Source organism: Sphingomonas sp. GlSt437, from assembly GCF_048015635.2.
Taxonomy (GTDB): Bacteria; Pseudomonadota; Alphaproteobacteria; order Sphingomonadales; family Sphingomonadaceae; genus Sphingomonas.
Genome location: NZ_JBPGYA010000003.1, coordinates 157,183 through 179,778, shown reverse-complemented (window position 1 = coordinate 179,778; position 22,596 = coordinate 157,183). Strand labels below are relative to the sequence as shown.

Sequence of the window (22,596 nt, the reverse complement as noted above, 5' to 3'; positions counted from 1 at the left end):
CGCCATGTCCCTTCATGAACTCAGTATCCTGATCCCGATCGCCGCCGTCACGGTCGGCCCGCTGGCCTGGGTCGCCAACAATTGGGTCCGTGCCCGCCACGGCTACCCACTTGAGGATGACGAAGGCAAGCCGGTGGCGCGCCAAGGCTCTCTCGAAGACGCGCGCAAGATCGAACTGCTGGCTGCCGAGAATGATCGGCTGACCGGCCAGGTCGGGAGGCTGGAGGAGCGGCTGCGGGTGTTGGAGCGCATCGCCACTGACCCCGCAGAGCGCACCGCGCGCGAGATTGACAGCCTGCGCTGAGCGCGTCCGACCATCAACAGGAGCTTTTGATGTCCATTTTTCTGATCCCCATACTCGGCATTTCCTGCGGCCTCGTCGCCATCTTCGGCGGCACCGTGGTCAGGCCGTGGCTCCGCTTTCAGGAACGCAAGCTCGAACTCGAAGCCGAGCTGATGCGCAAGCGGATCGAGATGGACGCCGCCCGCAGCGAGCGGCTGGAGCAAAGACTGGCGGTGATCGAACGCATCGTCACCGACAAGGGATTGACGCTCTCCGACGAGATCGAGCGGCTGCGCGATGCGCCGCTAAACTGATCCGTCGGCTGGCTTTGGGAGGGAAGTTTCAATGAACGTTTATGAATTCGTCCTGGCGATCGTCATCGTCGCGACCATCGGCAAGGCGGTGAGGGCCTATTTCGGGCGTGAGGCCGTGGTTCTGCCGGAGGCGAGCGACACACAGGAGAGCAATCGCCTGCGCCAGGAAGTCCAGTTTCTCAAAGAGCGGATCGCGGTGCTCGAACGCCTCGCGACCGAAGACACCGGCGCGAAAGCGCTCGATCGCCAGATCGAAGCGCTGCGCGACCAGAAATAAGAGGGTTCACGTCATGATCGACACGAGCTTTTATCTGACGATTGCCACTGCCGGCCTCGCCGCGCTCGGCATGGTGACGATGGCGGCGTTGACCGGCTGGCGCGGCTGGCTGCAGCTTAAGCAGCTGGAACTGTCGCGGCACGGCAGCCCCTTCGCCGATGGCCCGACGCTGCCCAACGCCAATGCCCGCATCGAGATCGCCGACCTGAAAGAGCGCATCCGCAAGCTGGAAGCCATCGCCGCCGGGGTGGACCTTTAAGGCTCATCCCGGTAGCGGGCGGGCATGGACGCCCTCGCCCGCCTGACCGACATCCGCGATGAATATGAGTTTCTCGATAGCGACGATCGCTACCGCCTGCTGATCGACCTGGGCCGCGCGCTGGAGCCGATGCCCGATCCGCTGAAGACTGAGGCGACCTTGGTGCGGGGATGTTCGGCTTCGGTCTGGGTGTACCCCACCCGCTGCGAAAACGGCACCTTGCACTTCCTGGCGGATAGCAACGCCGCCATCACCAAGGGTATCATCGCGCTGGTGCTGGAGACGGTGCAGGATCGGACACCCGGCGATATTCTTGCGACCGACATTGAGGGATTGCTCGCGCCGTTCGACCTCAAGAACCAGCTGAGCTCAAACCGGACGCAAGGAATCCCCAACATGATCGCGCTGATCCGCGAAACGGCGGCACGGTTGGAGGCGGATCAAAGGTAAAACGCTACGCCCGCAATGACGAGGAGTCGGGCACAAGGTCCAGCATTGCCGCGACGGTCTCGACTTCGGCACACTGCGGTACGACATGCCAGGTCCCCGGCTTTGCGGCATCGACCACGGTCACGCCGCCTTTAGAGCACACCCCGAGACATTTCACCTCGACAATGCCGATCGGGCTTTTGCGCCACCGCTTGATGCCGAGATAGCGGCGCAATGCCTTGGCGAGGCGTTGCTTGCCCTTGTTGCCGAAGCCGCCGTCGACCTTTTTACTGCATTTCGCGCAGACAAGGATCGTCCGCTCCCAGCGCGACGCGATGACTGCCTTCATGCGTGGACGGCCTTGCTCCTCAACCGGGCCGCCACTGGCGATACTCTTCCGCGACGCGGAGCACCTCGTACGCCGCCTGGATCGACTGGAAGCGCTTGGCGGCCTCGGCATCGCCGGGGCAGACATCGGGGTGATTGGCCTTGGCCAGCCTGCGCCAGGCAACGCGAACCGCGTCGAAATCGGCATCGCTCTCAAGTTCTAACACCTCAAGCGCGCGCATTTCGTCACGCGAGCGCGTGCCATCGCCCGGCCCCGCCCAGCCATAATGGCGCGCTTCGGCATAGCCATTGGCGTCTGCCGTCTCGCGCGCCTCGCGCGCGGCGGCTTCCTCGGGCGTCAGGCCTTCGAAATAATTCCAGCCGCGATTATATTCCGCCGCGTGCGTCTGGCAGAAATACCAGCGATCCGGGCTGTTAGGCGCCTTGGGCGCGGGATGATTGCCAGGCTCGGCGCAGCCATGGCGATCGCACAAGCGCACCTGCTTCGCCTCGCGCGTGGTGCCATAGCCCCGCCAGCGCGGAAAGCCCCAGTCAACCGATCGCGTCTGCCGTGCCATAGATTAACCATCTAAGCACGAGATCGCGCGATTGCCATGACGGTTTTGCGACGTCCTTGTGAATCGGCAACCTCAAAACGCCAGAGGGTCTGTAAGCCGGGTTCTGTTCCCCTCATCGCTGAGGATCGGCGACCATTCCTCTCGGCCGGCGCTTGCGCGACGGCTCCAGCAACCAACCCGGGCGACGAGCCGGAACGAAGCTCATGTGCCGCCCCTATTCGGTCTTGCTCCCGGTGGGGTTTGCCGTGCCGCTTCGGTTGCCCGTCGCGCGGTGCGCTCTTGCCGCACCCTTTCACCCTTGCCCCTGCCCTTAAAGGGCGGTGGGCGGTCTGCTCTCTGTGGCACTTTCCCTGACCCCCGCCTGCGCGGCGGCCGCCGGGCGTTACCCGGCACCGTCGTTTCCGTGGAGCCCGGACTTTCCTCGGCGCATTGCTGCGACGCGGCCGCCCGACCCTCTGGCAACGATGCTCTTACTCGTCGCCCTGCGGCTTTGGCAACAGCAGCGCGAGCAGGATCATCCGGCACTCGGCGTCGATTTCGCCGTCGAGCAATTCAGGGCGGAAGCGGCGTTGGAAGGCCATGATCGCCGCCATCGGGTTAGTGACATCATAGCCGAAGCGCTCGAGCGCGATCAGGAAGCCCGCCTCGGTCCAGTGCGGGTCCATCAAGTTTTTGGTCGGGCGCGGCAGCGCCAGGCGCAATTTTGCGAGCTGGCCCCAAGGGAATAATTCGCCCGGATCCTGCTTGCGGGCGGGGGCGATGTCCGAATGACCGACGACATTGCCGCGCGTGATCGAATAGCGATCCTTGATGTCGCGGACGAGCTGCATCACCGAGGCGATCTGCTCGTCCGGGAACGGCCGATAGCCCCATTCATGCCCCGGATTGACGATCTCGATGCCGACCGAGGCGGAATTGACGTCATCGATCGTCCGCCAATGCGACTTGCCGGCATGCCAGGCGCGCTTGTCTTCAGCGACCAGGCGCAGCACCGTGCCATCCTCATCGACGACATAATGCGACGAGACCTTTGCTTCCGGGTCGCGCAGTCGCGCAATTGCCGACGGGCCGTCCTGCATGCCGGTATAATGGAGAACGATCATCGAAATCGGCAGCGCGCGCTCGTCAAAATTGGGCGATGGCGCTTCGATGATCGTCATGCAGGCTCCCTCGCAGCACAAACCATGCTGCAGGGGCAACGGTAGCGCCGCAGCGCCACCAAGAGCAAGCTCAGGCGAATTCCTCGCGCAGACCGAGCCGCACGCCCGGTGCCGGTTCGTACAAGCCGCGATAGCGCGCGCTCGGGACGAATGCTTCGCTCTGGCCGATCACCGTCTCGCCGGCGCCTAGCACCAGCAAGCCACCGGGACGCACGACGCGCGCAAACGCATCGAACACCTGCTGGCGCTGGTCCGCCGACAGATAGAGGAGCACGTTGCGGCATAGCACGATGTCGAACCTGCCGACCGGCGGCACGTCGCCGACCAGGTTATGCCGGCGGAACACGATGCGGCGGACCAGGTCGGGCCGCGCTGTCCAGGTCGGGCCATCCGCCTCGAACCATTCGATCATCCGACGCACCGGCAGCCCGCGCTGGATTTCAAATTGGCTGAACCGACCGGCGCGTGCGCGTGATATCGCTGCGTCGGATACGTCGGTCGCCAGGATTTCGGGCTCGGCTAGCCCTTGCTGGCGCGCACGCTCGGCAAACAGCATCGCCAGCGACAGCGGTTCCTGGCCATTGGCGCAGCCCGCCGACCACACCTTGATGCGTCGGCCGGCATGCTCCACCGCCATCGCCATCGCTGCATCGGCAACCATGTCGAGCACCGCGCCATCGCGGAAGAAGCTCGTTTCCTGGTTGAGCAGCGCGTCGACGATCTGGTCGCCGAGCTTGCCGCGTGGATCGGCATCATAAGCCGCGACGAGATCTTCGAGCGTTTCCAGACCCAGCGCGCGCATCACCGGCTTCAATTCTGTTTCGATCCGCCAGCTGCGATTGGCGGCAAGCCGCTGGCCGGTGCGCTTTTCGAGCAAGGTGGCTAGCGCGGACATGGCCGGGGTCGGCGAGCCGGGTTCGAGCCGCGGGATCAGCATGACGGCCGCCGCTGGCTCGCGACCAGCCGGCCGATATCGTCGGGATGGAGCTGCAGCCGCGCCAGGCCTTCCTGCACCACCGAGCCGGGCATGCCCCAAACGACCGAGCTTGCCTTGTCCTGAGCCACGACAACGCCACCAGCAGCGGCAACGCGGCGTGCGCCATCGGTCCCGTCACGTCCCATGCCGCTCAGTACGATCGCGAGCGCTCGCCGACCGTAAACCTTGGCCACGGTTGCAAACATCGGGTCGACCGACGGGCGGCAGCCGCTCGGCACATTCTCGCGACCCAGCTGCACGATCACGCGATCGCCCTGCGCGACGCAATGGATGTGCGCGTCCCCCGGCGCCACCATGATACGACCGGGCTTGATCGCCATGAAATCGACCGCAACGTCGCAGGGCCGCCCCACCAGCACCGCGAGCTGCGCCGCGAAATAGGGCATGAACGACTCGGGGAGATGCTGCGTCACCAGGATCGGCGTCTGGAACGACGCCGGGATTGCCCTCAGCAAATGGCTGAGCGCGTGGATGCCGCCGGTCGAGGCGCCGATCGCGACAATATCGAAATCGGGTCGGCGCACCGGGGCGCTCGTCTGGACCGGCTCGTCGGCCAAGCTCGAATAATCGTCGTCGAGCAGCCGCGCGAGCTTGGCATCGAGAATCGTCGCAAATCGGCCGGCGAGTTCCCCGGCGCTCGGTTTGACCAGGGTGTCGGCGGCACCCAGCGTCAGTGCTTGGATCGTCGTCGCAGCATTTTCACCGCATGAGGACGAAACGATCAGCACCCGCGCGCCGCGCCCAGCCGCGATCAGATCGGGCAAGGCCGTCAGCCCGTCGATACCGGGAAGCTCGATGTCGAGCAGAATGACGTCGACACGATGATCGGCAAGAAAAGCGAGCGCGGCGTGCGCGTCGCTGACCGCGCCGGCAACGGCATAGCGGCCCTGCATGTCGATCGTCCGCGCAATCACGGCCCGTGCCACGGCTGAATCGTCGACAATCAGCACTTGCGGCACGCTGATCGCCGTTGCTTCAGTAAACAGTGCAGCGGTGCGGGTGACCATGGCGGCGCGCGCTTTCTTGAAAAGCGGCCGATCAGGCCATGCCGACGATCTGGAGCTTGCTTTCCAAGGTTTCGCGATCGAACGGCTTCATGACATATTCGTCGGCCCCAGCTTCAATCGCGGCGCGAATATAGGCCATGCCATTCTCGGTCGTGCAGAACACGACCTTGGGCCGGCGCGCGACGGCGCTTTCACGCAGCGCGCGCAGGAAATCCATGCCGCTCATCACCGGCATGTTCCAATCGAGCAAAATCACGTCGGGCGCGTCCACCAGACAAGCGTCGAGCGCCTCGCGGCCATCGCCGGCTTCGGTGACCTGGAAATCGAGCGTTTCGAGGATGTGCCGAGCGACCTTACGGATCACTTTCGAATCATCCACCACAAGACACGTTTTCATCGATTGGTCACCCCGTTGATCGTACCCGGCCCTTGTGCACGACAAAGCGTAAGCGTCGCGTTAATGGCAAAAATTCGCGCGATCAGGCGACGGCGGCGAGGCCCGGCACCAGCGCGCGAAGATCGACGACGAGGATGGGCTCGCCATCGCGCTCGATGAGCGCGCGCCCAGCCCTGCGCCAGCCATTGTCGAGCGTGATTCCGCCATCGAGCGGCAGCCGCTGGAACGGGGCGACATCCTCCAAGCCATCGACGAGGATCGCATAATGGTGCCCATCGATAACAGTGATGATCGCGCGCGACTTAGCGCGCTCGACTACCGGCAATCCGAGGGCACCGCGCGGATCGATGACGGTCACGACGCGGCTGCGCAGCGCAGCCAGCCCGGCGACGTCGCGATAAGCGCAGGGCACCGGTGTCACCTGACCGATATCGACCACCGAATCGACCTCGGCCGAATCGATCGCGACGGTGCGACCCGCGAGATAAGCGACGAGGAAAAGGTCTTTGCTCATCACATGCCCCCTGCCAGCCGATATTCCTCGAGCACGCGCACCAAAGTCGCGCGATCATAGCGATAGACGAGCTCGCCGCGCTTGACCCGCTGGGTACGGCGGCGGCTCAATCGCACGACCGAGGGCGCGCGGTCGGCCACGATCGCGGCGTTATCGTCATCCTCCATTGCCAGCGCGACGGTCGCGCGCTCGCCATCGCTCAGGCTCGTCGCGACGCGATAGCCCGCACCTTCGATCACGGGGCGAAGGAAGCTCTCCATCCAGCCCGCATCGCTACCGGTCAGCAAGCAAATGGGCACGCCGCTCGATGCCTTGGTCTCGCCCTGCGCCGCGAACAGCCAGTGCAGGTCGATCAATTCGATCTGCTCGCCTTCATGGATCAAGACGCCGGCAATAGGACCGGGCTCGCGCGCGGGGACCATGGGCTCGTCGAGCGAAATAATGTCGAGCGCCTCGGCAATCGCATAACCGATCTCACTCTCGCCATCGTCGAAGCGGAGCACGCCGATTTCGCCGCTTTCCGGAAGCGTCGCAACGGCTTGCAAGGGAATGATGCCGCCATCGATCGTCAAGCGGAGCGCCCCCGCCGTATCGCGCGCAGCGGAAACCGGCACCAGCTCGACCCGATCGACCGCTGCCAGTGGCACCGCGCGGCGGACGCCATCGAGATCGAGGAAAAGCAGCGCGGCGTGATCATCGTTGAGAACGACCGCGCGGTCATCACTTTCGTCGACCACGGCCTCGCGGTTGAACTGAACGCCAGCGCGCGACGCGACGCCCGCGCCGTCGAGCAGCAGCATCGGCAAGCCGGTATCGGGCAAGGTCTGGCCCGCATAAAGGCCCGACATCATCACCGCAGGCGCCGCCGGCTTGATCACCAGCTCTTCGGTGTCGAGCACCGTGTCGACGCCAAGCGCATAGCTGCCGCCATTGACCGCAACGATCGCCAACATGGTCGCGGTGTGCGCGTCCCGATCGGGCATTTTGAGCGTCGCGCCGAGATCGACCAGGGGCAACCGGCGCTCGCGCACCGTCGCGATGGGAGCATCGCCGACCAGATCGACGCGCACGGCATCGCCGCGCACCGGCACGATTTCCTCGACCGACTGGCGCGGCAAGGCGAAACGCTGGCCGCCGACCCCGACCACGACGGTCGAGATGATCGACAAAGTCAGCGGCACATGGATGGTGATCGTCAGCCCGCGACCCGGCCGGTTGTTCAGCTCGATGCGGCCACCGATCTGTTCGATATTGGCGCGGACCACGTCCATACCGACGCCGCGTCCGGAAATTTTGGTGACTTGGTCCTTGGTCGACAAGCCCGGCTGAAAAATGAGGTCGAGCCGCGCCCGCTCGCTCATCACACGCAGTTCGGCTTCGGATTTGACGCCGGCCGCCGCCGCCTTCGCGACCAGCCGCCCGGTATCGATTCCGCGCCCGTCATCGGCGATCTCGACGATGATCTGGTTGCCTGATTGACGCGCGCCGACCGCGAGCCGGCCCGTCTCGCGCTTGCCGGCCGCGCGACGATCAGCAGGTGATTCGAGGCCATGATCGATGGCGTTGCGGATGATATGGACGAGCGGGTCGCGCATCAGCTCGATCATCTCGCGATCAAGCTCGACGTCCGCGCCGTCGATGGCGAGCGATACCGACTTGCCCAGCTCTGCCGCCGCATCGCGCACCAGGCGCGGCAAGGCCGAGAACAAGCCGTCGATCTTCTGCATGCGCGTGCGCGTGACGGTGTCGCGCATTTCCGCAACGGTCATCGACAAGCGCTCGAGCGCTGCCTCGATCGCCGGATCGACCGCATCATGGCGCAAGCGGCGCGCCAATTCGTTGCGCGCGAGCACCATGTCGGACATGCCGCTCATCATCTTGTCGAGCAGATCGACATTCAGGCGAACGCTGCGCGATTGCGTGCGCTGACCGATCGCCGCCGGCGCATTCGGGATCGCCGGGCCTTCGCCAGCGTTGTCCGGCGCATCGGCAGGTTCGTCCGCAGCCGGATCGGCGCTTGCGGGCGCCAGCGCCGCGATCAGCAAATCCTCACCGGTATCGTCTAGGCCAGCGCCGACGTCGATCGCTTCGATCACGTCGCCGATGCGGTCGACAATCGCCAACACCGCGGTCACCAGCGCCGCATCCGGCACTCGCTCGCCCGAGCGAACCGACGCCAGCGCATCCTCGGCCGCATGACTCAGTCGGCTGAGGCGCGGCAGATCGAGGAAACCGCAGCTTCCCTTGACGGTGTGAACAAAGCGGAAAATCGCATCCAGCCGTGCGCGATCCTGCGGGTCGGCTTCCCACATCACAATCTCGCCCGACAACGCCGCCAGCGTTTCGCGCGTTTCGGCAATGAATTCCTGCAGAAGGTCGTCCATCGGGCCCCGGCCTGCCTGTGCTGGCGCGGACCATGGCAAGCTATTGGTTAAGGCGGGGTTTACCCGGCGCGAAAAGCTGCCCCGAACAACAGCACCGGCGCATCGGGCGGTGACACCTGAACCACCCCGCCGCCCTGCTCGACCAACGCATGCACGAGGAACGCCGCAGCTGCGCGCGGCGTGACGGGCGCATCGCCCTGCGCGCCGGTCAGCGCATCGCGAAGCTCTTGGTCGAGCACGATGCGTGGCCCGTCACCGCGCACGACGATCTCGATCTGGCCACCGACGACTTCGGCGCCGATATCGAGCTGGCCGCCGCGGATCAGCGCGTCGCCGGCAATCAGTGCCAGGTTGAGCAGCACCTTGATCGCCGGCTTGGGCAGCACGCTGTCCTCGATCATCCAGCCCAGCGTCAGCCGGTGGTTCTCGCCGAACAGCCCCTCGATCGCCGCGCGTGCTTCACGCGTGTCCACGGTCTCGCCGAAACCGCCCGCCGCGCCGAACGCAAGCCGGAAGAATTTGAGCTTGTTAGCCGACGCGCGCGCACTCTCGGCGAGCAATTCAAGGCATCGCGCCCGCATTTCCGGGTCGTGCTCGTCCGCAAGCAATTCGAGGCCGTTATTGAGCGCGCCCACCGGGCTCAGCAGGTCATGGCACAGCCGCGAGCAGAGAAGACTGGCGAAATCGACCGGGGTCATCGTCAACGGGGCGCTCCTGAATATTGGAGCCTCTTTGGCGGAGGCGCCTTTGCGGTGCAAGCGGGGCATCGCGAGCAATCGCGCTTGGCCGCACCAAGGTCGAGGGCGATCAACGGTCGGGATCGAGGGTCGCAGCCTCGAAGCCATGGTCGCCGGCCCGCCACAGCGTGGCCCGCTCGCCGGCGATGATCAGCCAAAGCTTGCCGTCCGCGGCGGCCATCGCTGTGTCGGTCGCCGATGGTGTCGCGTCGCCCGTTGGGTGCGAGTGCCAATAGCCGATCAGTCGCGCGCCCCCTGCCCGCTCCGCGCGTAACGCGGCGAACAGCGCGGCGGGGTCGATTTCAAAGCCACGGGCTGGGTCTGCCGCGACATTGGCGACAATCTCCGCATCGTCGATCCGCTCGCCCGTTCCATAAAGCAGCCCGCATGCTTCGTGCGGATGGGCGCGCGCCGCTTCCGCGATCAATCGGTCGAGCAGCTCGCTTGATATTCCAACAACCATTCCCATCTCTGTAAACGAATGCCTGGGGGTTCTTCCACGATCATCGAAGCACGGATTGCCGAGGGAGCGGACGGGTTGCGGCTCGACCGCGCGCTGGCGGATGCGCTGCCGCACTTGTCGCGCGAGCGGCTGAAAGCGCTGATGGCCGAAGGCGCCGTCAGCGAAGTGAGCGGCGCACCGGCGCGCGATCCTGCGCGGCGTGCGGTTGCCGGGCAGGTGTTCACCGTGGCGTTGCCGCCAGCGCGCCCGCTCGAAGCCGCCGCCGAGGATATCGCGCTCACCATCGTGTTCGAGGACGAGCATCTTATCGTTATCGACAAGCCCGCCGGCCTCGTCGTCCACCCTGCCGCCGGCAATCTGGAGGGGACGCTGGTCAATGCGCTGCTCCACCATTGCGCGGGCCAGCTGTCGGGCATTGGCGGCGTCGCCCGGCCGGGGATCGTCCACCGCATCGACAAGGATACCTCAGGCCTGCTCGTCGTCGCCAAGACCGATGCCGCGCATATCGGTCTCGCCAAGCAGTTTGCCGACCATACAATCGACCGTCGGTATTGCGCGATCGTCGCCGGGCGGCCGATACCCATCGCCGGAACTGTCGACGCGCCGCTCGGCCGTTCGCCCAGCAATCGCAAGAAGATGGCGATCGTTGCGGGCGGCAAGCGCGCGGTGACGCATTATCGCACGGTGATGCCCTTGGCCGATGCCGCGATGATCGAATGCCGGCTCGAAACCGGCCGGACGCACCAGGTGCGCGTCCACATGGCGTCGATCGGCCATGCCTTGCTCGGCGACCCGGTTTATGCGAGAACAAAGCATGGCCATCGGTCGATATTGGAAACGCTGGGTTTCAGGCGCCAGGCCTTGCACGCGGCGAAATTGGGGTTCATCCACCCCGTAACAAGTAACGCTTTGTGCTTTGATAGCGAAATACCCGCCGACATGCGGATGCTACGCGATAGATTGATGAACTGACGGGGCTGACCGCGCGTTCGCCCATTTGGGGTTCGCGCCCATCAGCGCCCACTAAGAAGGGAGATTGGGTTATGGCCAACAACAGCAACGTCCCCGCGACGATTCCTGCCCTGGGCGGAGAAGCGAGCCTCAATCGCTATTTGTCCGAGATCAAGAAATTCCCGATCCTGTCGGCCGAGCAGGAATATATGCTCGCCAAGCGGTTCGAGGAGCATGGCGATCCGGAAGCGGCGGCGCAGCTCGTCACCTCGCACTTGCGCCTCGTCGCCAAGATCGCGATGGGTTATCGCGGCTACGGCCTGCCGGTGAGCGAGCTCATTTCCGAAGGCAATATCGGCCTGATGCAGGGCGTGAAGAAGTTTGAGGCCGATCGCGGCTTCCGGCTCGCGACCTATGCGATGTGGTGGATCCGTGCCTCGATCCAGGAATTCATCCTGCGTTCGTGGAGCCTGGTGAAGATGGGCACCACGGCGGCGCAGAAGAAGCTGTTCTTCAACCTGCGCCGGATGAAGGCCCGCATCGACGCGTTCGACGATGGCGACCTCAAGCCCGAGGACGTTCGCAAGATCGCCACCGACCTCGGCGTGAGCGAGGAAGACGTCATCAGCATGAATCGCCGCATGGCGATGGGCGGCGACACCAGCCTCAACGTCTCGATGCGCGAGGATGGCGAAGGCCAGTGGCAGGATTGGCTGGTCGACGACGCGCCGCTCCAGGACCAGATGGTCGCCGAGGCGCAGGAGGCCGATGTCCGCCACGAGATGCTCGCCAACGCGATGGACGATCTGAACGAGCGCGAGCGCCACATCCTGACCGAACGCCGCCTGACCGACGATCCCAAGACGCTCGAAGAGCTGAGCCAGGTCTATGGCGTCAGTCGCGAACGCGTCCGCCAGATCGAGGTGCGTGCGTTCGAGAAGCTGCAAAAGGCAATGATGCGCCTGGCCGGCGAGCGGCGGCTGCTGGCGGTGGCGTAAGCTCGACCGGGTGGCGTCCTGATATAGGCCAGTGATCGGGCGGCGGGGTTGATCTCCCCGCCCGCTTCATGTCACCCCCGAAACATGATCCGCTCGCTGATCCTCACCACTGCAAAGCTCATCTTCGGGTTCGTCGTAATCTCGGTGCTGTGGGTGGCGATTTACCGGTTTATTGCGCCGCCGATCACCTTCACGATGATCGGGGACGTGTTGTCCGGCCATTCGATCAGCAAGAGCTGGATGCCGCTCGACCGCATCGATCCCAACATGGCCCAGGCAGTAATCGCCGGCGAGGATTCGCGTTTTTGCCTGCATCACGGCTTCGACCTCACCGCGATCGAAAAGGCCTATGCCAAGAACGAGCAAGGCAAGCGGCTGCGCGGTGGCTCGACGATCAGCCAGCAGACCGCCAAGAACGCCTTCCTGATTCAGGGGGGCGGCTATGTGCGCAAGGCGTTCGAGGCGTGGTTTACGGTGCTGATCGAGCGCATCTGGGGCAAGCGCCGGATCATGGAGGTTTACCTCAATGTCGCCGAGACCGGCCTCGGCACTTATGGCGTCAACGCCGCGTCACAGCGTTATTTCGGCCATGATGCCAGCCGGTTGACCGCGAGCGAGGCCGGCCGCATCGCTGCCATACTGCCAAGCCCCAAGAAGCGCGAGGCCGTCGCGCCGACCGGCTTCACCCGCCGCCATGGCAATGCGATCACCAAACGTGAGGCAGTGGTCGCGAATAGCGGCTTGGACGATTGCCTAAGCCGGTAGGCGACGTCGTCAAAAATGGTGCGTGCAAAGCGCCAGCAACAGAATGATCGGCAAAGGCACGCCGATAAGCCAAAGAATAACCGACCGCATCGCAGGACCTCCCTGTTGTTATCACAGGGTGGTAACTTCCTCCGGCCTGCGGAGTTCCCCGCGGATGGGCTCAGAAGGGCAATTTGAAGCCCGGCGGCAGCGGCATGCCGCTCGTCATCTTCGACATTTCGGCGTTGGAGGCCGCGTCCGCCTTGGCGCGGGCATCGTTGAGCGCCGCGGCGATCAGGTCTTCCAGCATCTGCTTTTCGCTCGGCTGCATCAGGCTGTCGTCGATCGCGACGCCGATGATCCGGCCCTTGGCCGAGGCGCGTATCTTGACGAGGCCGCCGCCAGCCGCGCCCTGTACCTCGATCGTGTCGAGATTGGCCTGCGCTTTCATCAACTCGCTCTGGACGTTCTGCGCCATCGCCATGATGTCTTCGATGCTTTTCATGCCTGGTTGCTCCGTGTGTCGTCCCAGCCGGTGATCTCGGCATCGGGAAAAGTTTCAAGCGCGGCCGCGACGATAGGCGCGCGGCGCACCGCTTCCAGCGCTGCAGTACGCGCCTCGGCCTCGGCCTCGCGAACCGACGGCGCGCCGGCGAGTTCCTCGACCGAAATTCGCCATACCTGTCCGGTCAGCCGGCGCATCGCTTCCGCCAGCTCGCGCGGGAGTTCTGCCGGCATGGGCTTGAGCGATGACAGCACCAGTTCCGGCGCGGCGTAGCGCACGACGCGTGCCGCGACGCGCAACTGCTCGGCAAGCGCGACTTCCCGCGCGGCATCGAGAACATCGATCATCGCGGCAAAGCTTTCGGGCAGGCGCGACCTTGGCGCCGGTGCTGCGCCGGGCGAAGGCGCAGGGCTTGGCGCAGGTGCGTGAGCCCCCACGCCCGACTGGATTTGTCGAGCCAGATCGGCCGGATCGGGCAAGGTCGAGGCATAGATCAGCCGCAGCAGCGCCATCTCGCACGCCTCGATCGGCAGCGCGGCACGACCGACCTCGTCATGGCCCTTCAGCAGCAGCTGCCAAAGGCGATGCAGCAAGCCGTGGCTGAGCGAGCCCGCCCAATCGGCCAGCGCCTGGCGCTCCTCCAGCGACTGCGCCGCATCGGGCGGCGTGCCGATCTTGGCGAGGGTGATCGCATGCACCGTTTCGAGCAACGACCGCAACACTGCCTGCGGATCGACGCCCAGCGCATATTGCCGCCGCAACAGGTCGAGCGCGGCAGCGGCATCGCCCGCCAGCACCAGCCCCATCAACTCGCGCATCGCGCCACGATCCGAGAGGCCGAGCATCTCGCGCACCGCCGCTGCCTCGACGCGGCCGCCGGCCATATCGGCGTGCGCGATCGCCTGATCGAGCATCGACAGCCCGTCGCGCGCGCTGCCTTCCGCCGCGCGCGCGATGAGCGCCAACGCTTCGGGTTCGGCCTCGATTCCCTCGGCTTCTGCCACCGCGGCGAAATGCGCGCCGAGCTTGTCGGCGGGGATGCGGCGCAGATCGAAGCGCTGGCAGCGCGACAGCACCGTTACCGGCACTTTGTTAACCTCAGTCGTCGCGAACAGGAATTTCACATGCGCCGGCGGTTCCTCAAGCGTCTTCAACAGCGCGTTGAAGGCGTTTTTGGAGAGCATGTGGACTTCGTCGATGATGTAGATTTTGTAGCGCGCGCTGACCGCGGCGTAGCGCGAAGCGTCGATGATCTCGCGGACATCGTCGACGCCGGTATGGCTGGCGGCGTCCATCTCGATCACGTCGATGTGCCGCCCCTCGGCAATCGCGCGGCACGGCTCGCACACGCCACAGGGGTCGATGGTCGGGCCGCCCTGCCCATCCGGGCCGACGCAGTTGAGTGCCTTGGCGATGAGGCGCGCGGTCGATGTCTTGCCGACGCCGCGCACGCCCGTCAGCAGAAAGGCATGCGCTAGCCGCCCGCGCTGGATCGCATTGGCGAGCGTCTGGACCATCGCATCCTGGCCGATCAGCTCGGCAAAGGTCTGCGGCCGGTATTTGCGCGCCAGCACGCGATAGGCGTCGTTGCGCGGCGTCGGGGAAGGCTCACCGAGGTCGAAGCCGGGTTCGGGGAAGGAGTCGTCGCTCACGGGCCCCATCTAGGGGCGCGGGTTGGGCTGGGGCAATGGGGAAGTGTGTCGTGAACGCGCGCCGCAGCGAAGCTGCGTCGTCGGACGGGGCCGTTAGCCCCGCCGGCCGTGCCCGCTGCTTAGAGCGCGTGGCAAAGTTGTTGCCGCTGGCGCGGCGGGCGGTGGGAGCCGGAACGACCCGTGGCGAAAATCGTTACGGCTGCTTCCTTCCGGACCTGACCGGGTTGGCGACGGCTACGTCCGCCCGACTCCCGCGCGCCATATGGCGGAGCCGGGCGGATCGTTCAAGCCTCAGGCGTCAACGCGCCTCAGTGCCAGCGCACCGTCCGGCAGACGCGGACACGGCGATGGCCCTGCCAATGCCATTTGCAGACCCGGCGGACATGGCCGTAGCGACGGTCCTGATCACCGCGACGAGCATCGTCACGCACGCTGTCATGCCGCTCTTCGGAGCGCGTCACATGCCGCTCGGTGGTCGTAGTGGTCGTCTCCATCTGCGCGACGGCCGGGACGGCGGTCAGGGCAAGGGCAGCGAAAATTATGGGCAGCTTCATGGGATGGGGCTCCTCTCAGAACACCGCTTCGACCGGACATCGAGCGTGAGCCCGTAACGGTCAGCGACCCTGCATGTTCCGAAACTGGCCGGGAATTTTGACTGTAATCTCGGCAAGCTCTTCCGCCAGCCAGATCTGGCAGGCAAGCCTGCTGGTGCGCGTTGCGCCGAGCGCCAGATCGAGCATGTCCTCCTCGTTGGCGCTGGCCGGCGGCAGCCTGGCGAAGTCGTCCGGCGCGATGATGACATGGCAGGTCGAGCACGCCATCTGCCCCTCACAAGTGCCCTCGAGCGGCTGGCCGTCGGCCTGCGCCACGTCGAGCAGCCGCGCGCCGGCGTCCGCATCGACCTCGCGCACCTCGCCATCGGCACCGATGAAGCGCACCTTGGTCACATCGCGCCCTGTGCCAGCGCGGCAGCGTTGATGCGGTCGATCGCGGTCACCAATTCTTCCTCGCTCGTATATCGACCAAAGCCCAGGCGGATGCTCGACTTGATCGAGGCATCATCCAACCCCAATGCCGACAGCACATGGCTTGGTCGCCCCGAGCCGCTTGCGCAAGCCGAGCCCGCCGAAAAAGCGACGTCGCGCAGCTCGGAGATCAGGCGCGCCACGTCGAGCCCGGCGCGGCGAATGTTGAGATTGCCGGGGTAGCGAGCATCGGTTGCGCCGGTGATCGTCCAGTCGGCACCCAACCTAGCGACTGCCGCTTGCCACAGCCTTTCGACATGAGCGCGGTCCACATCCGCTTGCAACGCCATCAGCGCCGCAGCGGCGCCAAAGCCCGCGCACAAGGCGGGTGACAGCGTGCCAGACCGCCCCGCCGCTTCTTGCCCGCCGCCGTGGAGTAGCGGCGCCAACCGGATGCCATCGCGCATCCACAACGCGCCGATGCCTTTGGGGCCGTGGATTTTGTGCGCCGACACAGCAACGAGATCGACCGCATCTGGGATCGGTTCCCGGCCATAGCCCTGCACCGCATCGCACAGCATCAGCGCGCCGGCCCGGTGGGCGAGATCGGCAAGCGCGGCGATCGGCTGGATGACGCCAATTTCGTTATTGACGAGCATCGCTGCGACCAGCGCCGTACCAGGCCGGATGGCTTCGGCTGCGGCATCCAGATCGACCAAGCCCTCGCAATCGACCAGCAGAATAGTGACCTCGCGCCCCATCGCCCGCATCGCTTCCACGGTGTCGAGCACGGCGGCATGTTCGGTCGCGATCGTGACGATGCGCCCCGGCCCGATGCCCTTGATCGCCCAGTTGAGCGCCTCAGTCGCGCCGCTGGTGAAGCTGACCGACCCACGTGACGGCAGCAACGCCGCCACCTGCTCGCGTGCCGCCTCGACCGCCGCTTTCGCTGCGCGACCGGGTGCATGCGCCGAATGCGGGTTGGCGTGCTGGCGTTCGAGCCAGGGCAGCATCGCCTGCAACGCCTCGGGCGCGAGCGGCGTCGTTGCCTGGTAGTCGAGATAGATCATGCGGACCGCGCCATGTCGAGCCAGGCATCTCGAAAGGCGTCGATCTCATCGGGCGTCGTGTTCCAGCCGAAGGACACGCGAATGGTGCGCGATGCGGTATCCTCATCGACCCCGAACGCTTCGAGCGCGCGACTGCGCTTCAGCGTGCCCGACGAGCACGCACTGCCGGCGGAGACAGCGAATCCCATTGCATCGAAGCGGATTAGTTGTGCTGCGGCGGAAAGGCGCGGCATGGCGATCGACAGGATATGAGCGGCCTGGACGCCGGGCGCGATCACGTCGCCCGCTCGCCAGATCGCATTCTTGAAATCGAGCTGCTGTTCCGGTGTTGTTGACCAGCTTTCCGCCCCGCCCGCCGCCAGCGCGGCCGCAAAGCCCAGGATGGCCGGCAGATTCTCCGTCCCCATCCGATAGCCGAACTCATGCCCGCCAACCGGCTCAAGCAACGCCAAGTCGCAGACCAACAACGCGCCGATGCCCACCGGCCCACCCAGCTTGTGCGCGGAGACGACGGCGATATCGACATCCGGCGGAATACGGCCCTGCCCTTGCGAACAATCGCTTAGCACGACGCCGCCAGCGGCATGCACCAAGTCAACCGCCTTGTGGTTACCCGCGCCAGGCAGCAGGAGCGTCCCCGTCTCCGAGTTGACTGACTGAATGGCTACGATCGGCGACGGCCCATCCGCCAGCAACGGCGCCAGGGCGTCGAGATCAATCTCGCCATCGGTCACCCGCGCGATCTCCGCTCCCAGGGCCGCTCGAAACACCGCGTCATGCTCGACCGCGCTAACGATCCGCCGCTTGGCCTTGGACCGATTAAGCGCGATCCACAGCGCTTCGCTTGCGCCGCTCGTGAAGATCAGCTCGCCGGTCCAGCCGAGTGCCGCCTTGATCCGCGCCCGCGCCTCCTCCAGCGCCGCTCGCGCCGCGCGGCCCTCTGCGTGCGGGCTTGAGGGATTGGCCCAGCGGCGCATGCCTTCGTTCACCGCCGCGATCGCTTCGGGGCGCATCGGGGTGGTCGCGGCATGGTCGAGATAGATGCGCTTGGTCACAGCCCCAGCGCTCTATCGCGTCGTCGCGATTGCGCCAATTGCCCCGATGCCTATATAGCGCGCACTTTATTTGCGCCCCGCGCCCCCTTTCCAGGCGATAGGTTCCATGCCCGAAGTCATTTTTCCCGGCCCCGAAGGCCGTCTCGAAGGCCGTTTTGCTCCAGCGCCGCGCCCGCGCGCGCCGGTCGCGATGATTCTCCACCCCCACCCGCATGCCGGCGGCACGATGAACAATCGCATCGTCCAGGAACTCTACAAGACGTTCCAGCGGCGCGGTTTCGCCACGCTGCGCTTCAATTTCCGCGGCGTCGGCAAGAGCCAGGGCGTGTTTGACAATGGCGTCGGCGAATTGTCCGACGCGGCGAGCGCGCTGGATTGGGTGCAGAGCTTCCACCCCGAAGCGCAGACAACGTGGATCGCGGGCGTGAGCTTCGGCGCCTGGATCGGCATGCAATTGCTGATGCGCCGGCCGGAGATCCGCGGCTTCATCTCGATCGCGCCGCCCGCGAACATGTATGACTTCACTTTCCTCGCGCCGTGCCCCGCCTCGGGCATCATTATCCAGGGCGATGCGGATGAAGTGGTGACGCCCAGCGCCACCCAGAAGCTTGTCGACAAGCTGCGGACGCAAAAGCACATCACCATCCACCACGACGTCATCCCGCGCGCCAACCATTTCTTCGAGCACGAAATGGACGACATGATGCGCTCGGTGGATAATTATCTCGACATGCGGCTGGATCCGAACAGCCCGATCAAGTGAGGCGCGCCGCAGCGGATTAGCGGGAAGCTAATCCGCGCCCAGCGGCGCGCCCGGCCGGCGGCGTTGATGCGCCGACCGACGAGTTTCAGGTGAAGGATGCCCCGCATCCTTCTGATCATGCCGGGGGCATGATCGACCTGAAACTGGCTTTGCCAATGCCCCGCCCCACTCACTGCCCCGCCCGACTCAACGCCGGAAACGCCGGCGCCTCCACCGCCTCGCCCGCGAGCACGCGCGCATACGCTTCCGGGTCGACATTGCCGCCCGACAGCACCACCAGCATCCCTGGCTCGACCGATACCTGCCCCGTCAGCACCGCCGCGAGCGCCACCGCGCCGCCTGGCTCGACCACCAGACGCAGATAGCGCGCGGCCCAACGCTGCGCCTCCGCAATCGCCGCCTCGCTCACCGCCACGCCAACGCAACCGCGCCGCGCCAGCACCTCGAAAGTCAGGGCTGAGACTTCGCGCGTCATCAACGCGTCGCACGCGGTCTTAGGCGGATTATCGCCGACAGGTTCGATCCAGCCGGCCTCCAGGCTGCGGCGCATATCGTCCCACCCCTCGGGCTCGACGGGCGTGATCGTCGCGTCGGGCAGCGCCAGCGCAATGCCCGCCGCCAGCCCGCCGCCACCGCACGGCACGACGGCATGGGTCGGCGCGCCGAGCCCCATCGCTTCCATCTGCGCCGACGCTTCGACCCCGGCACTGCCCTGCCCCTCGATCACCCAGGCATCGTCGAAGCTTGGCACCAAGGTCGCCCCGCGCGCGCCGGCCAGATGCGCCGCGATCTTCTCGCGGCTTTCGGTGGCGCGATCATAGCTGACGATTTCCGCGCCCAGCGCCAGCGTAGCCTCGCGCTTGGTAACCGGCGCGTCGGCCGGCATCACGATGACCGCAGGCATGCCCAGCCGTTTCGCTGCCCAAGCGACGCCCTGCGCGTGATTCCCCGACGAGAAAGCCACCACACCCCGGTCGCGCATTTTGGGCTCAATCGCGGTCAGCCGATGCCACGCGCCGCGCAATTTGAACGCACCGACCGGCTGGAGCGATTCCGCCTTGAAAGCAACCGGCACCCCTTTGATTTCATGCGTGAAAAGTGGACTTGGCGGCACCACGCCGTTAAGCTTGGCGGCGGCGTCCCGGACCCCCGCGCGGGTCGGCTGTCGTAAAATTGTCATCATCTGTCTCCGCCGCCAAGATAACCGCTTTACATCGCAGATCGCCAACCCTATGTGCGCCCTCCGCTGCCCCATGGGACTTCCAACCGCAAGGCAGCTTTCGTCAACGACTTGCCGTTAGGCATTTGGAGGTCCCTTGAGTTGCACAAGCATCATAGCGCGCTGGGGTTAGCTGCCACCCCGTTCGATTCCGCCGCTCGTGGAATCGCTCTTGCCGAGCGCCCGGTCCAGCCGGTTACGCTGATTCGTCCCCACGCCGCGGCGCGGGCCGCTCGTTACTTCGTTGAGAAGTTTCCGGGCCGGTCGCTCTATGCGGTCAAGGCCAATCCGTCGCCCGACCTGATCCGGACGCTGTTCGCCAACGGCATCACCCATTTCGACGTCGCCTCGATCGCCGAGGTGCGGCTCGTCGCGCGCGTCGCGCCGGATGCGTCCCTGTGCTTCATGCACCCGGTCAAGGCACCGGAAGCGATTCGCGAGGCCTATTTCGAGCATGGCGTCCGCACCTTCTCGCTCGATTCGATCGAGGAGCTCGACAAGATCGTCGCGGCGACCACCGACGCGGACGGCAACACCGCCAGCGACCTGACTTTGTGCGTGCGCCTGCGCGTCTCGTCGGAGCATGCCAAGCTTTCCCTCGCGTCGAAGTTCGGCGCAGCGCCGGGCGAGACCAAGGAGCTGCTGTTCCGTACGCGCCAGGTCGCTGACGCGCTCGGCATCTGCTTCCATGTCGGCAGCCAGGCGATGACGCCCGAAGCCTATGCCCAGGCGATGGAGCGCGTGCGGCTCGCGATTGTCGAGGCGGCAGTGACGGTCGATGTGGTCGATGTCGGCGGCGGTTTCCCGTCGAGCTATCCCGGCATGGAGCCGCCCCCGCTCGAGCGCTATTTCGAGACAATCCACCGCGCCTTCGAAAGCCTGCCGATTTCCTATTCGGCGGAATTGTGGGCGGAACCGGGCCGGGCGCTGTGCGCCGAGTACAGCTCGCTGATCGTGCGCGTCGAACGGCGCCGTGGCGATGAGCTCTACATCAACGACGGTGCCTATGGCGCGTTGTTTGATGCAGCGCATATCGGCTGGCGCTTCCCGGTGCGGTTGCTCCGCGAGCCCGACAGCCACGCGCGCGACATGGCGTTCAGCTTCTACGGGCCGACCTGCGACGATCTCGACCATATGGCCGGGCCGTTCCTGCTGCCGGCGGACGTGCGCGCGGGCGATTATCTCGAAATCGGGATGCTCGGCGCTTATGGGTCGGCGATGCGCACCGCGTTCAACGGCTTCACCAACGGCGCCACCGTGGTGGTCGAGGATGAGCCGATGACTTCGCTCTATCGCGACGACGCGGCTGAGGGCATCAGGGCCAACGTCGTCAAGCTGTAGCGCGTCGTCTTTAATCTCCTGTCACCCCGGACTTGATCCGGAGTCCCGCTTGGCCACCGGAGCAGTAGCGGGACCCCGGGTCGAGCCCGGGGTGACGATAATTTGGGTATCCGCGTCCCCTGTGAATGACGTCGGGATAGAAAGATGGAAGAACCCATGACCGGCACCCTGAACACCAACCGCAAGGCCGAGCTGCTCTCGACTACCGTCGAGCATATCGACATCACCAGCTTCGACGCGCGGCCGATCATCGATTCGATGGGCAAGATGAGCTTCACCAGCCGCGATCTCGCGCGCGCAACGGGCATCTACAACCAGATGCTCGCCGATCCCGATTGCACCATCTTCCTGGTTATCGCCGGCTCGACCAGCGCAGGCGGTTGTATGGACCTGTACGCCGAGCTGGTTCGCTCGAACATGGTAGATTGCGTTGTTGCGACGGGCGCGACGATCGTCGACATGGATTTCTTCGAAGGGCTTGGCCACAAACATTATCAGGCGCTTGAAATCCCGGACGATGATACGCTGCGCTCGCTCTATATCGATCGCATCTACGACACGTACATCGACGAAGAGCAGCTGCAGGACTGCGACTTCACGATCAACAAGATCGCCAATGAGCTGGAACCGCACGCCTATTCGAGCCGTGCCTTCATCCGCGAAATGGGCCGTTACCTGAGCGAGCATGGCAAGAAGGAGAACAGCCTGGTCAAGCTCGCTTACGAGCATGATGTGCCGATCTTCTGCCCGGCTTTCGTTGACAGCTCAGCAGGCTTCGGCCTCGTCAAGCACCAAGTCGACCGGATGAAGGACGGCAAGCCCTATCTAATGATCGACGCGGTCGCCGATTTCCGCGAGCTGACAGATATCAAGATCAAGGCGGGGGAGTCGGGCCTGCTGATGGTCGGCGGCGGCGTGCCCAAGAATTTCATTCAGGATACGGTCGTCTGCGCCGAAATCCTGGGGCATGAGGATGTCGCGGTCCACAAATATGCCGTCCAGATCACCGTCGCTGACGTCCGCGATGGGGCCTGCTCATCGTCGACGCTGCAGGAAGCAGCGAGCTGGGGCAAAGTCTCGACCGCGATCGAGCAGATGGTGTTTGCCGAGGCCGGATCGGTCATGCCGCTGCTCGCCAGCGATGCCTATCACCGAGAGCATTGGAAGAACCGTCCGAAGCGCGCCTGGGCGCGGTTGTTCGGCTGAT

At 65.3% G+C, this 22,596-nt stretch carries 28 protein-coding genes and 2 other RNA genes; 11 read left to right on the top strand and 19 right to left on the bottom strand.

Annotated elements, in window-relative coordinates:
• Nucleotides 1–4 precede the first annotated feature (4 nt).
• Genes ACLB0R_RS14840 through ACLB0R_RS14820 form a run of 5 tightly spaced genes read left to right on the top strand, consistent with a single transcriptional unit; the run spans nucleotide 5 to nucleotide 1,583 of the window.
• The gene (locus ACLB0R_RS14840; RefSeq protein ID WP_416644125.1) at nucleotides 5–304 is read left to right on the top strand and encodes a hypothetical protein; all 300 of its coding nucleotides are present in this window, start codon (nucleotides 5–7) and stop codon (nucleotides 302–304) included.
• A 29-nt stretch (nucleotides 305–333) separates the two neighbouring features.
• Entirely contained in the window at nucleotides 334–597 is a 264-nt protein-coding gene (locus tag ACLB0R_RS14835; RefSeq protein ID WP_416644124.1) for a hypothetical protein, read from the top strand.
• A gap of 31 nt (nucleotides 598–628) precedes the next feature.
• Nucleotides 629–874 (top strand): hypothetical protein, encoded by a 246-nt coding sequence (locus ACLB0R_RS14830; protein ID WP_416644123.1) that lies wholly within the window; start codon nucleotides 629–631, stop codon nucleotides 872–874.
• A 13-nt stretch (nucleotides 875–887) separates the two neighbouring features.
• Nucleotides 888–1,133, top strand: coding sequence for a hypothetical protein (locus ACLB0R_RS14825; protein WP_416644122.1), 246 nt, complete (start codon nucleotides 888–890; stop codon nucleotides 1,131–1,133).
• Nucleotides 1,134–1,157: 24 nt separating this feature from the next.
• Entirely contained in the window at nucleotides 1,158–1,583 is a 426-nt protein-coding gene (locus tag ACLB0R_RS14820; protein WP_416644121.1) for a SufE family protein, read from the top strand.
• Nucleotides 1,584–1,587: 4 nt separating this feature from the next.
• Here ACLB0R_RS14820 and ACLB0R_RS14815 read toward each other — a convergent pair whose 3' ends face one another.
• The 11 genes from ACLB0R_RS14815 to ACLB0R_RS14765 form a co-directional block, all read right to left on the bottom strand.
• Nucleotides 1,588–1,911 carry a (2Fe-2S) ferredoxin domain-containing protein gene (locus ACLB0R_RS14815; protein WP_416644120.1) on the bottom strand — a complete coding sequence of 108 codons (324 nt, stop codon included), beginning with the start codon at nucleotides 1,909–1,911 and terminating at the stop codon, nucleotides 1,588–1,590.
• Between the two features lie 19 nt (nucleotides 1,912–1,930).
• Nucleotides 1,931–2,467, bottom strand: coding sequence for a J domain-containing protein (locus tag ACLB0R_RS14810; protein WP_416644119.1), 537 nt, complete (start codon nucleotides 2,465–2,467; stop codon nucleotides 1,931–1,933).
• 76 nt (nucleotides 2,468–2,543) lie between these two features.
• An RNA gene (rnpB, locus tag ACLB0R_RS14805) (RNase P RNA component class A) lies at nucleotides 2,544–2,926 on the bottom strand.
• A gap of 11 nt (nucleotides 2,927–2,937) precedes the next feature.
• Nucleotides 2,938–3,627: an N-acetylmuramoyl-L-alanine amidase gene (locus tag ACLB0R_RS14800; RefSeq protein WP_416644118.1), complete on the bottom strand. Its 690-nt coding sequence runs from the start codon at nucleotides 3,625–3,627 to the stop codon at nucleotides 2,938–2,940.
• 70 nt (nucleotides 3,628–3,697) lie between these two features.
• Complete coding sequence (locus tag ACLB0R_RS14795; RefSeq protein ID WP_434953869.1) at nucleotides 3,698–4,522, bottom strand: CheR family methyltransferase; 825 nt, start codon at nucleotides 4,520–4,522, stop codon at nucleotides 3,698–3,700.
• A gap of 35 nt (nucleotides 4,523–4,557) precedes the next feature.
• Nucleotides 4,558–5,631 (bottom strand): chemotaxis protein CheB, encoded by a 1,074-nt coding sequence (locus ACLB0R_RS14790; protein WP_416644116.1) that lies wholly within the window; start codon nucleotides 5,629–5,631, stop codon nucleotides 4,558–4,560.
• A gap of 31 nt (nucleotides 5,632–5,662) precedes the next feature.
• A complete protein-coding gene (locus ACLB0R_RS14785; RefSeq protein WP_416644115.1) occupies nucleotides 5,663–6,028 on the bottom strand; it encodes a response regulator in 366 nt (121 codons plus the stop codon).
• A gap of 82 nt (nucleotides 6,029–6,110) precedes the next feature.
• A complete protein-coding gene (locus ACLB0R_RS14780) occupies nucleotides 6,111–6,542 on the bottom strand; it encodes a chemotaxis protein CheW (protein WP_416644114.1) in 432 nt (143 codons plus the stop codon).
• Entirely contained in the window at nucleotides 6,542–8,926 is a 2,385-nt protein-coding gene (locus ACLB0R_RS14775) for a chemotaxis protein CheA (protein ID WP_416644113.1), read from the bottom strand. Before ACLB0R_RS14775 ends, ACLB0R_RS14780 begins: the two co-directional genes overlap by 1 nt.
• 59 nt (nucleotides 8,927–8,985) lie before the next feature.
• Complete coding sequence (locus tag ACLB0R_RS14770; RefSeq protein ID WP_416644112.1) at nucleotides 8,986–9,630, bottom strand: histidine phosphotransferase family protein; 645 nt, start codon at nucleotides 9,628–9,630, stop codon at nucleotides 8,986–8,988.
• Between the two features lie 103 nt (nucleotides 9,631–9,733).
• Entirely contained in the window at nucleotides 9,734–10,132 is a 399-nt protein-coding gene (locus ACLB0R_RS14765) for a M67 family metallopeptidase (protein ID WP_434953868.1), read from the bottom strand.
• A gap of 12 nt (nucleotides 10,133–10,144) precedes the next feature.
• Between ACLB0R_RS14765 and ACLB0R_RS14760 the strand changes: the two genes are divergently transcribed.
• The 3 genes from ACLB0R_RS14760 to mtgA all read left to right on the top strand — a co-directional run bounded on the left by ACLB0R_RS14760 (nucleotide 10,145) and on the right by mtgA (nucleotide 12,840).
• On the top strand, nucleotides 10,145–11,098 hold the full coding sequence (locus ACLB0R_RS14760; RefSeq protein ID WP_416644110.1) for an RluA family pseudouridine synthase: 954 nt from the start codon (nucleotides 10,145–10,147) through the stop codon (nucleotides 11,096–11,098).
• Between the two features lie 71 nt (nucleotides 11,099–11,169).
• The gene (rpoH, locus tag ACLB0R_RS14755) at nucleotides 11,170–12,075 is read left to right on the top strand and encodes an RNA polymerase sigma factor RpoH (RefSeq protein WP_416644109.1); all 906 of its coding nucleotides are present in this window, start codon (nucleotides 11,170–11,172) and stop codon (nucleotides 12,073–12,075) included.
• An 84-nt stretch (nucleotides 12,076–12,159) separates the two neighbouring features.
• Complete coding sequence (gene mtgA / locus ACLB0R_RS14750) at nucleotides 12,160–12,840, top strand: monofunctional biosynthetic peptidoglycan transglycosylase (RefSeq protein ID WP_416644108.1); 681 nt, start codon at nucleotides 12,160–12,162, stop codon at nucleotides 12,838–12,840.
• A 160-nt stretch (nucleotides 12,841–13,000) separates the two neighbouring features.
• On the opposite strand, the gene ACLB0R_RS14745 is transcribed toward mtgA, so the two are convergent.
• The 7 genes from ACLB0R_RS14745 to ACLB0R_RS14715 all read right to left on the bottom strand — a co-directional run bounded on the left by ACLB0R_RS14745 (nucleotide 13,001) and on the right by ACLB0R_RS14715 (nucleotide 18,024).
• The gene (locus tag ACLB0R_RS14745) at nucleotides 13,001–13,324 is read right to left on the bottom strand and encodes a YbaB/EbfC family nucleoid-associated protein (protein ID WP_416644107.1); all 324 of its coding nucleotides are present in this window, start codon (nucleotides 13,322–13,324) and stop codon (nucleotides 13,001–13,003) included.
• Nucleotides 13,321–14,976 carry a DNA polymerase III subunit gamma/tau gene (locus tag ACLB0R_RS14740; RefSeq protein ID WP_416644106.1) on the bottom strand — a complete coding sequence of 552 codons (1,656 nt, stop codon included), beginning with the start codon at nucleotides 14,974–14,976 and terminating at the stop codon, nucleotides 13,321–13,323. The genes ACLB0R_RS14745 and ACLB0R_RS14740 overlap by 4 nt, the downstream gene beginning before the upstream one ends.
• 158 nt (nucleotides 14,977–15,134) lie before the next feature.
• Nucleotides 15,135–15,231: signal recognition particle sRNA small type (gene ffs / locus ACLB0R_RS14735), an RNA gene on the bottom strand.
• 53 nt (nucleotides 15,232–15,284) lie between these two features.
• On the bottom strand, nucleotides 15,285–15,530 hold the full coding sequence (locus tag ACLB0R_RS14730; RefSeq protein ID WP_416644105.1) for a hypothetical protein: 246 nt from the start codon (nucleotides 15,528–15,530) through the stop codon (nucleotides 15,285–15,287).
• Nucleotides 15,531–15,590: 60 nt separating this feature from the next.
• On the bottom strand, nucleotides 15,591–15,923 hold the full coding sequence (locus ACLB0R_RS14725) for a 2Fe-2S iron-sulfur cluster-binding protein (protein WP_416644104.1): 333 nt from the start codon (nucleotides 15,921–15,923) through the stop codon (nucleotides 15,591–15,593).
• Entirely contained in the window at nucleotides 15,920–17,011 is a 1,092-nt protein-coding gene (locus tag ACLB0R_RS14720; RefSeq protein WP_416644103.1) for a cysteine desulfurase family protein, read from the bottom strand. Before ACLB0R_RS14720 ends, ACLB0R_RS14725 begins: the two co-directional genes overlap by 4 nt.
• The gene (locus tag ACLB0R_RS14715; RefSeq protein WP_416644391.1) at nucleotides 17,008–18,024 is read right to left on the bottom strand and encodes a cysteine desulfurase family protein; all 1,017 of its coding nucleotides are present in this window, start codon (nucleotides 18,022–18,024) and stop codon (nucleotides 17,008–17,010) included. The genes ACLB0R_RS14720 and ACLB0R_RS14715 overlap by 4 nt, the downstream gene beginning before the upstream one ends.
• A 148-nt stretch (nucleotides 18,025–18,172) precedes the next feature.
• Here ACLB0R_RS14715 and ACLB0R_RS14710 point away from each other — a divergent pair, with 148 nt between their 5' ends.
• Entirely contained in the window at nucleotides 18,173–18,829 is a 657-nt protein-coding gene (locus ACLB0R_RS14710) for an alpha/beta hydrolase (RefSeq protein ID WP_416644102.1), read from the top strand.
• Between the two features lie 169 nt (nucleotides 18,830–18,998).
• Here ACLB0R_RS14710 and ACLB0R_RS14705 read toward each other — a convergent pair whose 3' ends face one another.
• Entirely contained in the window at nucleotides 18,999–20,009 is a 1,011-nt protein-coding gene (locus tag ACLB0R_RS14705) for a threonine ammonia-lyase (RefSeq protein WP_416644101.1), read from the bottom strand.
• Between the two features lie 141 nt (nucleotides 20,010–20,150).
• On the opposite strand from ACLB0R_RS14705, the gene ACLB0R_RS14700 reads away from it, so the two are divergent.
• Together ACLB0R_RS14700 and ACLB0R_RS14695 are read left to right on the top strand one after the other, a co-directional pair.
• Nucleotides 20,151–21,389, top strand: coding sequence for a type III PLP-dependent enzyme (locus tag ACLB0R_RS14700; RefSeq protein ID WP_416644100.1), 1,239 nt, complete (start codon nucleotides 20,151–20,153; stop codon nucleotides 21,387–21,389).
• A 156-nt stretch (nucleotides 21,390–21,545) separates the two neighbouring features.
• On the top strand, nucleotides 21,546–22,595 hold the full coding sequence (locus ACLB0R_RS14695) for a 1,9-bis(guanidino)-5-aza-nonane synthase (RefSeq protein ID WP_416644099.1): 1,050 nt from the start codon (nucleotides 21,546–21,548) through the stop codon (nucleotides 22,593–22,595).
• Nucleotide 22,596: the final 1 nt, after the last annotated feature.

What these genes read in the sequence shown, in the direction of transcription:
- ACLB0R_RS14815 (WP_416644120.1), bottom strand. Translation starts at nt 1,911, where the DNA reads ATGAAGGCAGTCATCGCGTCGCGCTGGGAGCGGACGATCCTTGTCTGC.
- ACLB0R_RS14705 (WP_416644101.1), bottom strand. Translation starts at nt 20,009, where the DNA reads ATGACAATTTTACGACAGCCGACCCGCGCGGGGGTCCGGGACGCCGCC.
- ACLB0R_RS14820 (WP_416644121.1), top strand. Translation starts at nt 1,158, where the DNA reads ATGGACGCCCTCGCCCGCCTGACCGACATCCGCGATGAATATGAGTTT.
- ACLB0R_RS14780 (WP_416644114.1), bottom strand. Translation starts at nt 6,542, where the DNA reads ATGAGCAAAGACCTTTTCCTCGTCGCTTATCTCGCGGGTCGCACCGTC.
- ACLB0R_RS14810 (WP_416644119.1), bottom strand. Translation starts at nt 2,467, where the DNA reads ATGGCACGGCAGACGCGATCGGTTGACTGGGGCTTTCCGCGCTGGCGG.
- mtgA (WP_416644108.1), top strand. Translation starts at nt 12,160, where the DNA reads ATGATCCGCTCGCTGATCCTCACCACTGCAAAGCTCATCTTCGGGTTC.
- ACLB0R_RS14775 (WP_416644113.1), bottom strand. Translation starts at nt 8,926, where the DNA reads ATGGACGACCTTCTGCAGGAATTCATTGCCGAAACGCGCGAAACGCTG.
- ACLB0R_RS14695 (WP_416644099.1), top strand. Translation starts at nt 21,546, where the DNA reads ATGACCGGCACCCTGAACACCAACCGCAAGGCCGAGCTGCTCTCGACT.
- ACLB0R_RS14795 (WP_434953869.1), bottom strand. Translation starts at nt 4,522, where the DNA reads ATGTCCGCGCTAGCCACCTTGCTCGAAAAGCGCACCGGCCAGCGGCTT.
- ACLB0R_RS14830 (WP_416644123.1), top strand. Translation starts at nt 629, where the DNA reads ATGAACGTTTATGAATTCGTCCTGGCGATCGTCATCGTCGCGACCATC.
- ACLB0R_RS14765 (WP_434953868.1), bottom strand. Translation starts at nt 10,132, where the DNA reads ATGGGAATGGTTGTTGGAATATCAAGCGAGCTGCTCGACCGATTGATC.
- ACLB0R_RS14840 (WP_416644125.1), top strand. Translation starts at nt 5, where the DNA reads ATGTCCCTTCATGAACTCAGTATCCTGATCCCGATCGCCGCCGTCACG.
- ACLB0R_RS14715 (WP_416644391.1), bottom strand. Translation starts at nt 18,024, where the DNA reads ATGCGCCCCGAAGCGATCGCGGCGGTGAACGAAGGCATGCGCCGCTGG.
- ACLB0R_RS14825 (WP_416644122.1), top strand. Translation starts at nt 888, where the DNA reads ATGATCGACACGAGCTTTTATCTGACGATTGCCACTGCCGGCCTCGCC.
- ACLB0R_RS14785 (WP_416644115.1), bottom strand. Translation starts at nt 6,028, where the DNA reads ATGAAAACGTGTCTTGTGGTGGATGATTCGAAAGTGATCCGTAAGGTC.
- ACLB0R_RS14800 (WP_416644118.1), bottom strand. Translation starts at nt 3,627, where the DNA reads ATGACGATCATCGAAGCGCCATCGCCCAATTTTGACGAGCGCGCGCTG.
- ACLB0R_RS14710 (WP_416644102.1), top strand. Translation starts at nt 18,173, where the DNA reads ATGCCCGAAGTCATTTTTCCCGGCCCCGAAGGCCGTCTCGAAGGCCGT.
- rpoH (WP_416644109.1), top strand. Translation starts at nt 11,170, where the DNA reads ATGGCCAACAACAGCAACGTCCCCGCGACGATTCCTGCCCTGGGCGGA.
- ACLB0R_RS14760 (WP_416644110.1), top strand. Translation starts at nt 10,145, where the DNA reads ATGCCTGGGGGTTCTTCCACGATCATCGAAGCACGGATTGCCGAGGGA.
- ACLB0R_RS14720 (WP_416644103.1), bottom strand. Translation starts at nt 17,011, where the DNA reads ATGATCTATCTCGACTACCAGGCAACGACGCCGCTCGCGCCCGAGGCG.
- ACLB0R_RS14835 (WP_416644124.1), top strand. Translation starts at nt 334, where the DNA reads ATGTCCATTTTTCTGATCCCCATACTCGGCATTTCCTGCGGCCTCGTC.
- ACLB0R_RS14790 (WP_416644116.1), bottom strand. Translation starts at nt 5,631, where the DNA reads ATGGTCACCCGCACCGCTGCACTGTTTACTGAAGCAACGGCGATCAGC.
- ACLB0R_RS14745 (WP_416644107.1), bottom strand. Translation starts at nt 13,324, where the DNA reads ATGAAAAGCATCGAAGACATCATGGCGATGGCGCAGAACGTCCAGAGC.
- ACLB0R_RS14730 (WP_416644105.1), bottom strand. Translation starts at nt 15,530, where the DNA reads ATGAAGCTGCCCATAATTTTCGCTGCCCTTGCCCTGACCGCCGTCCCG.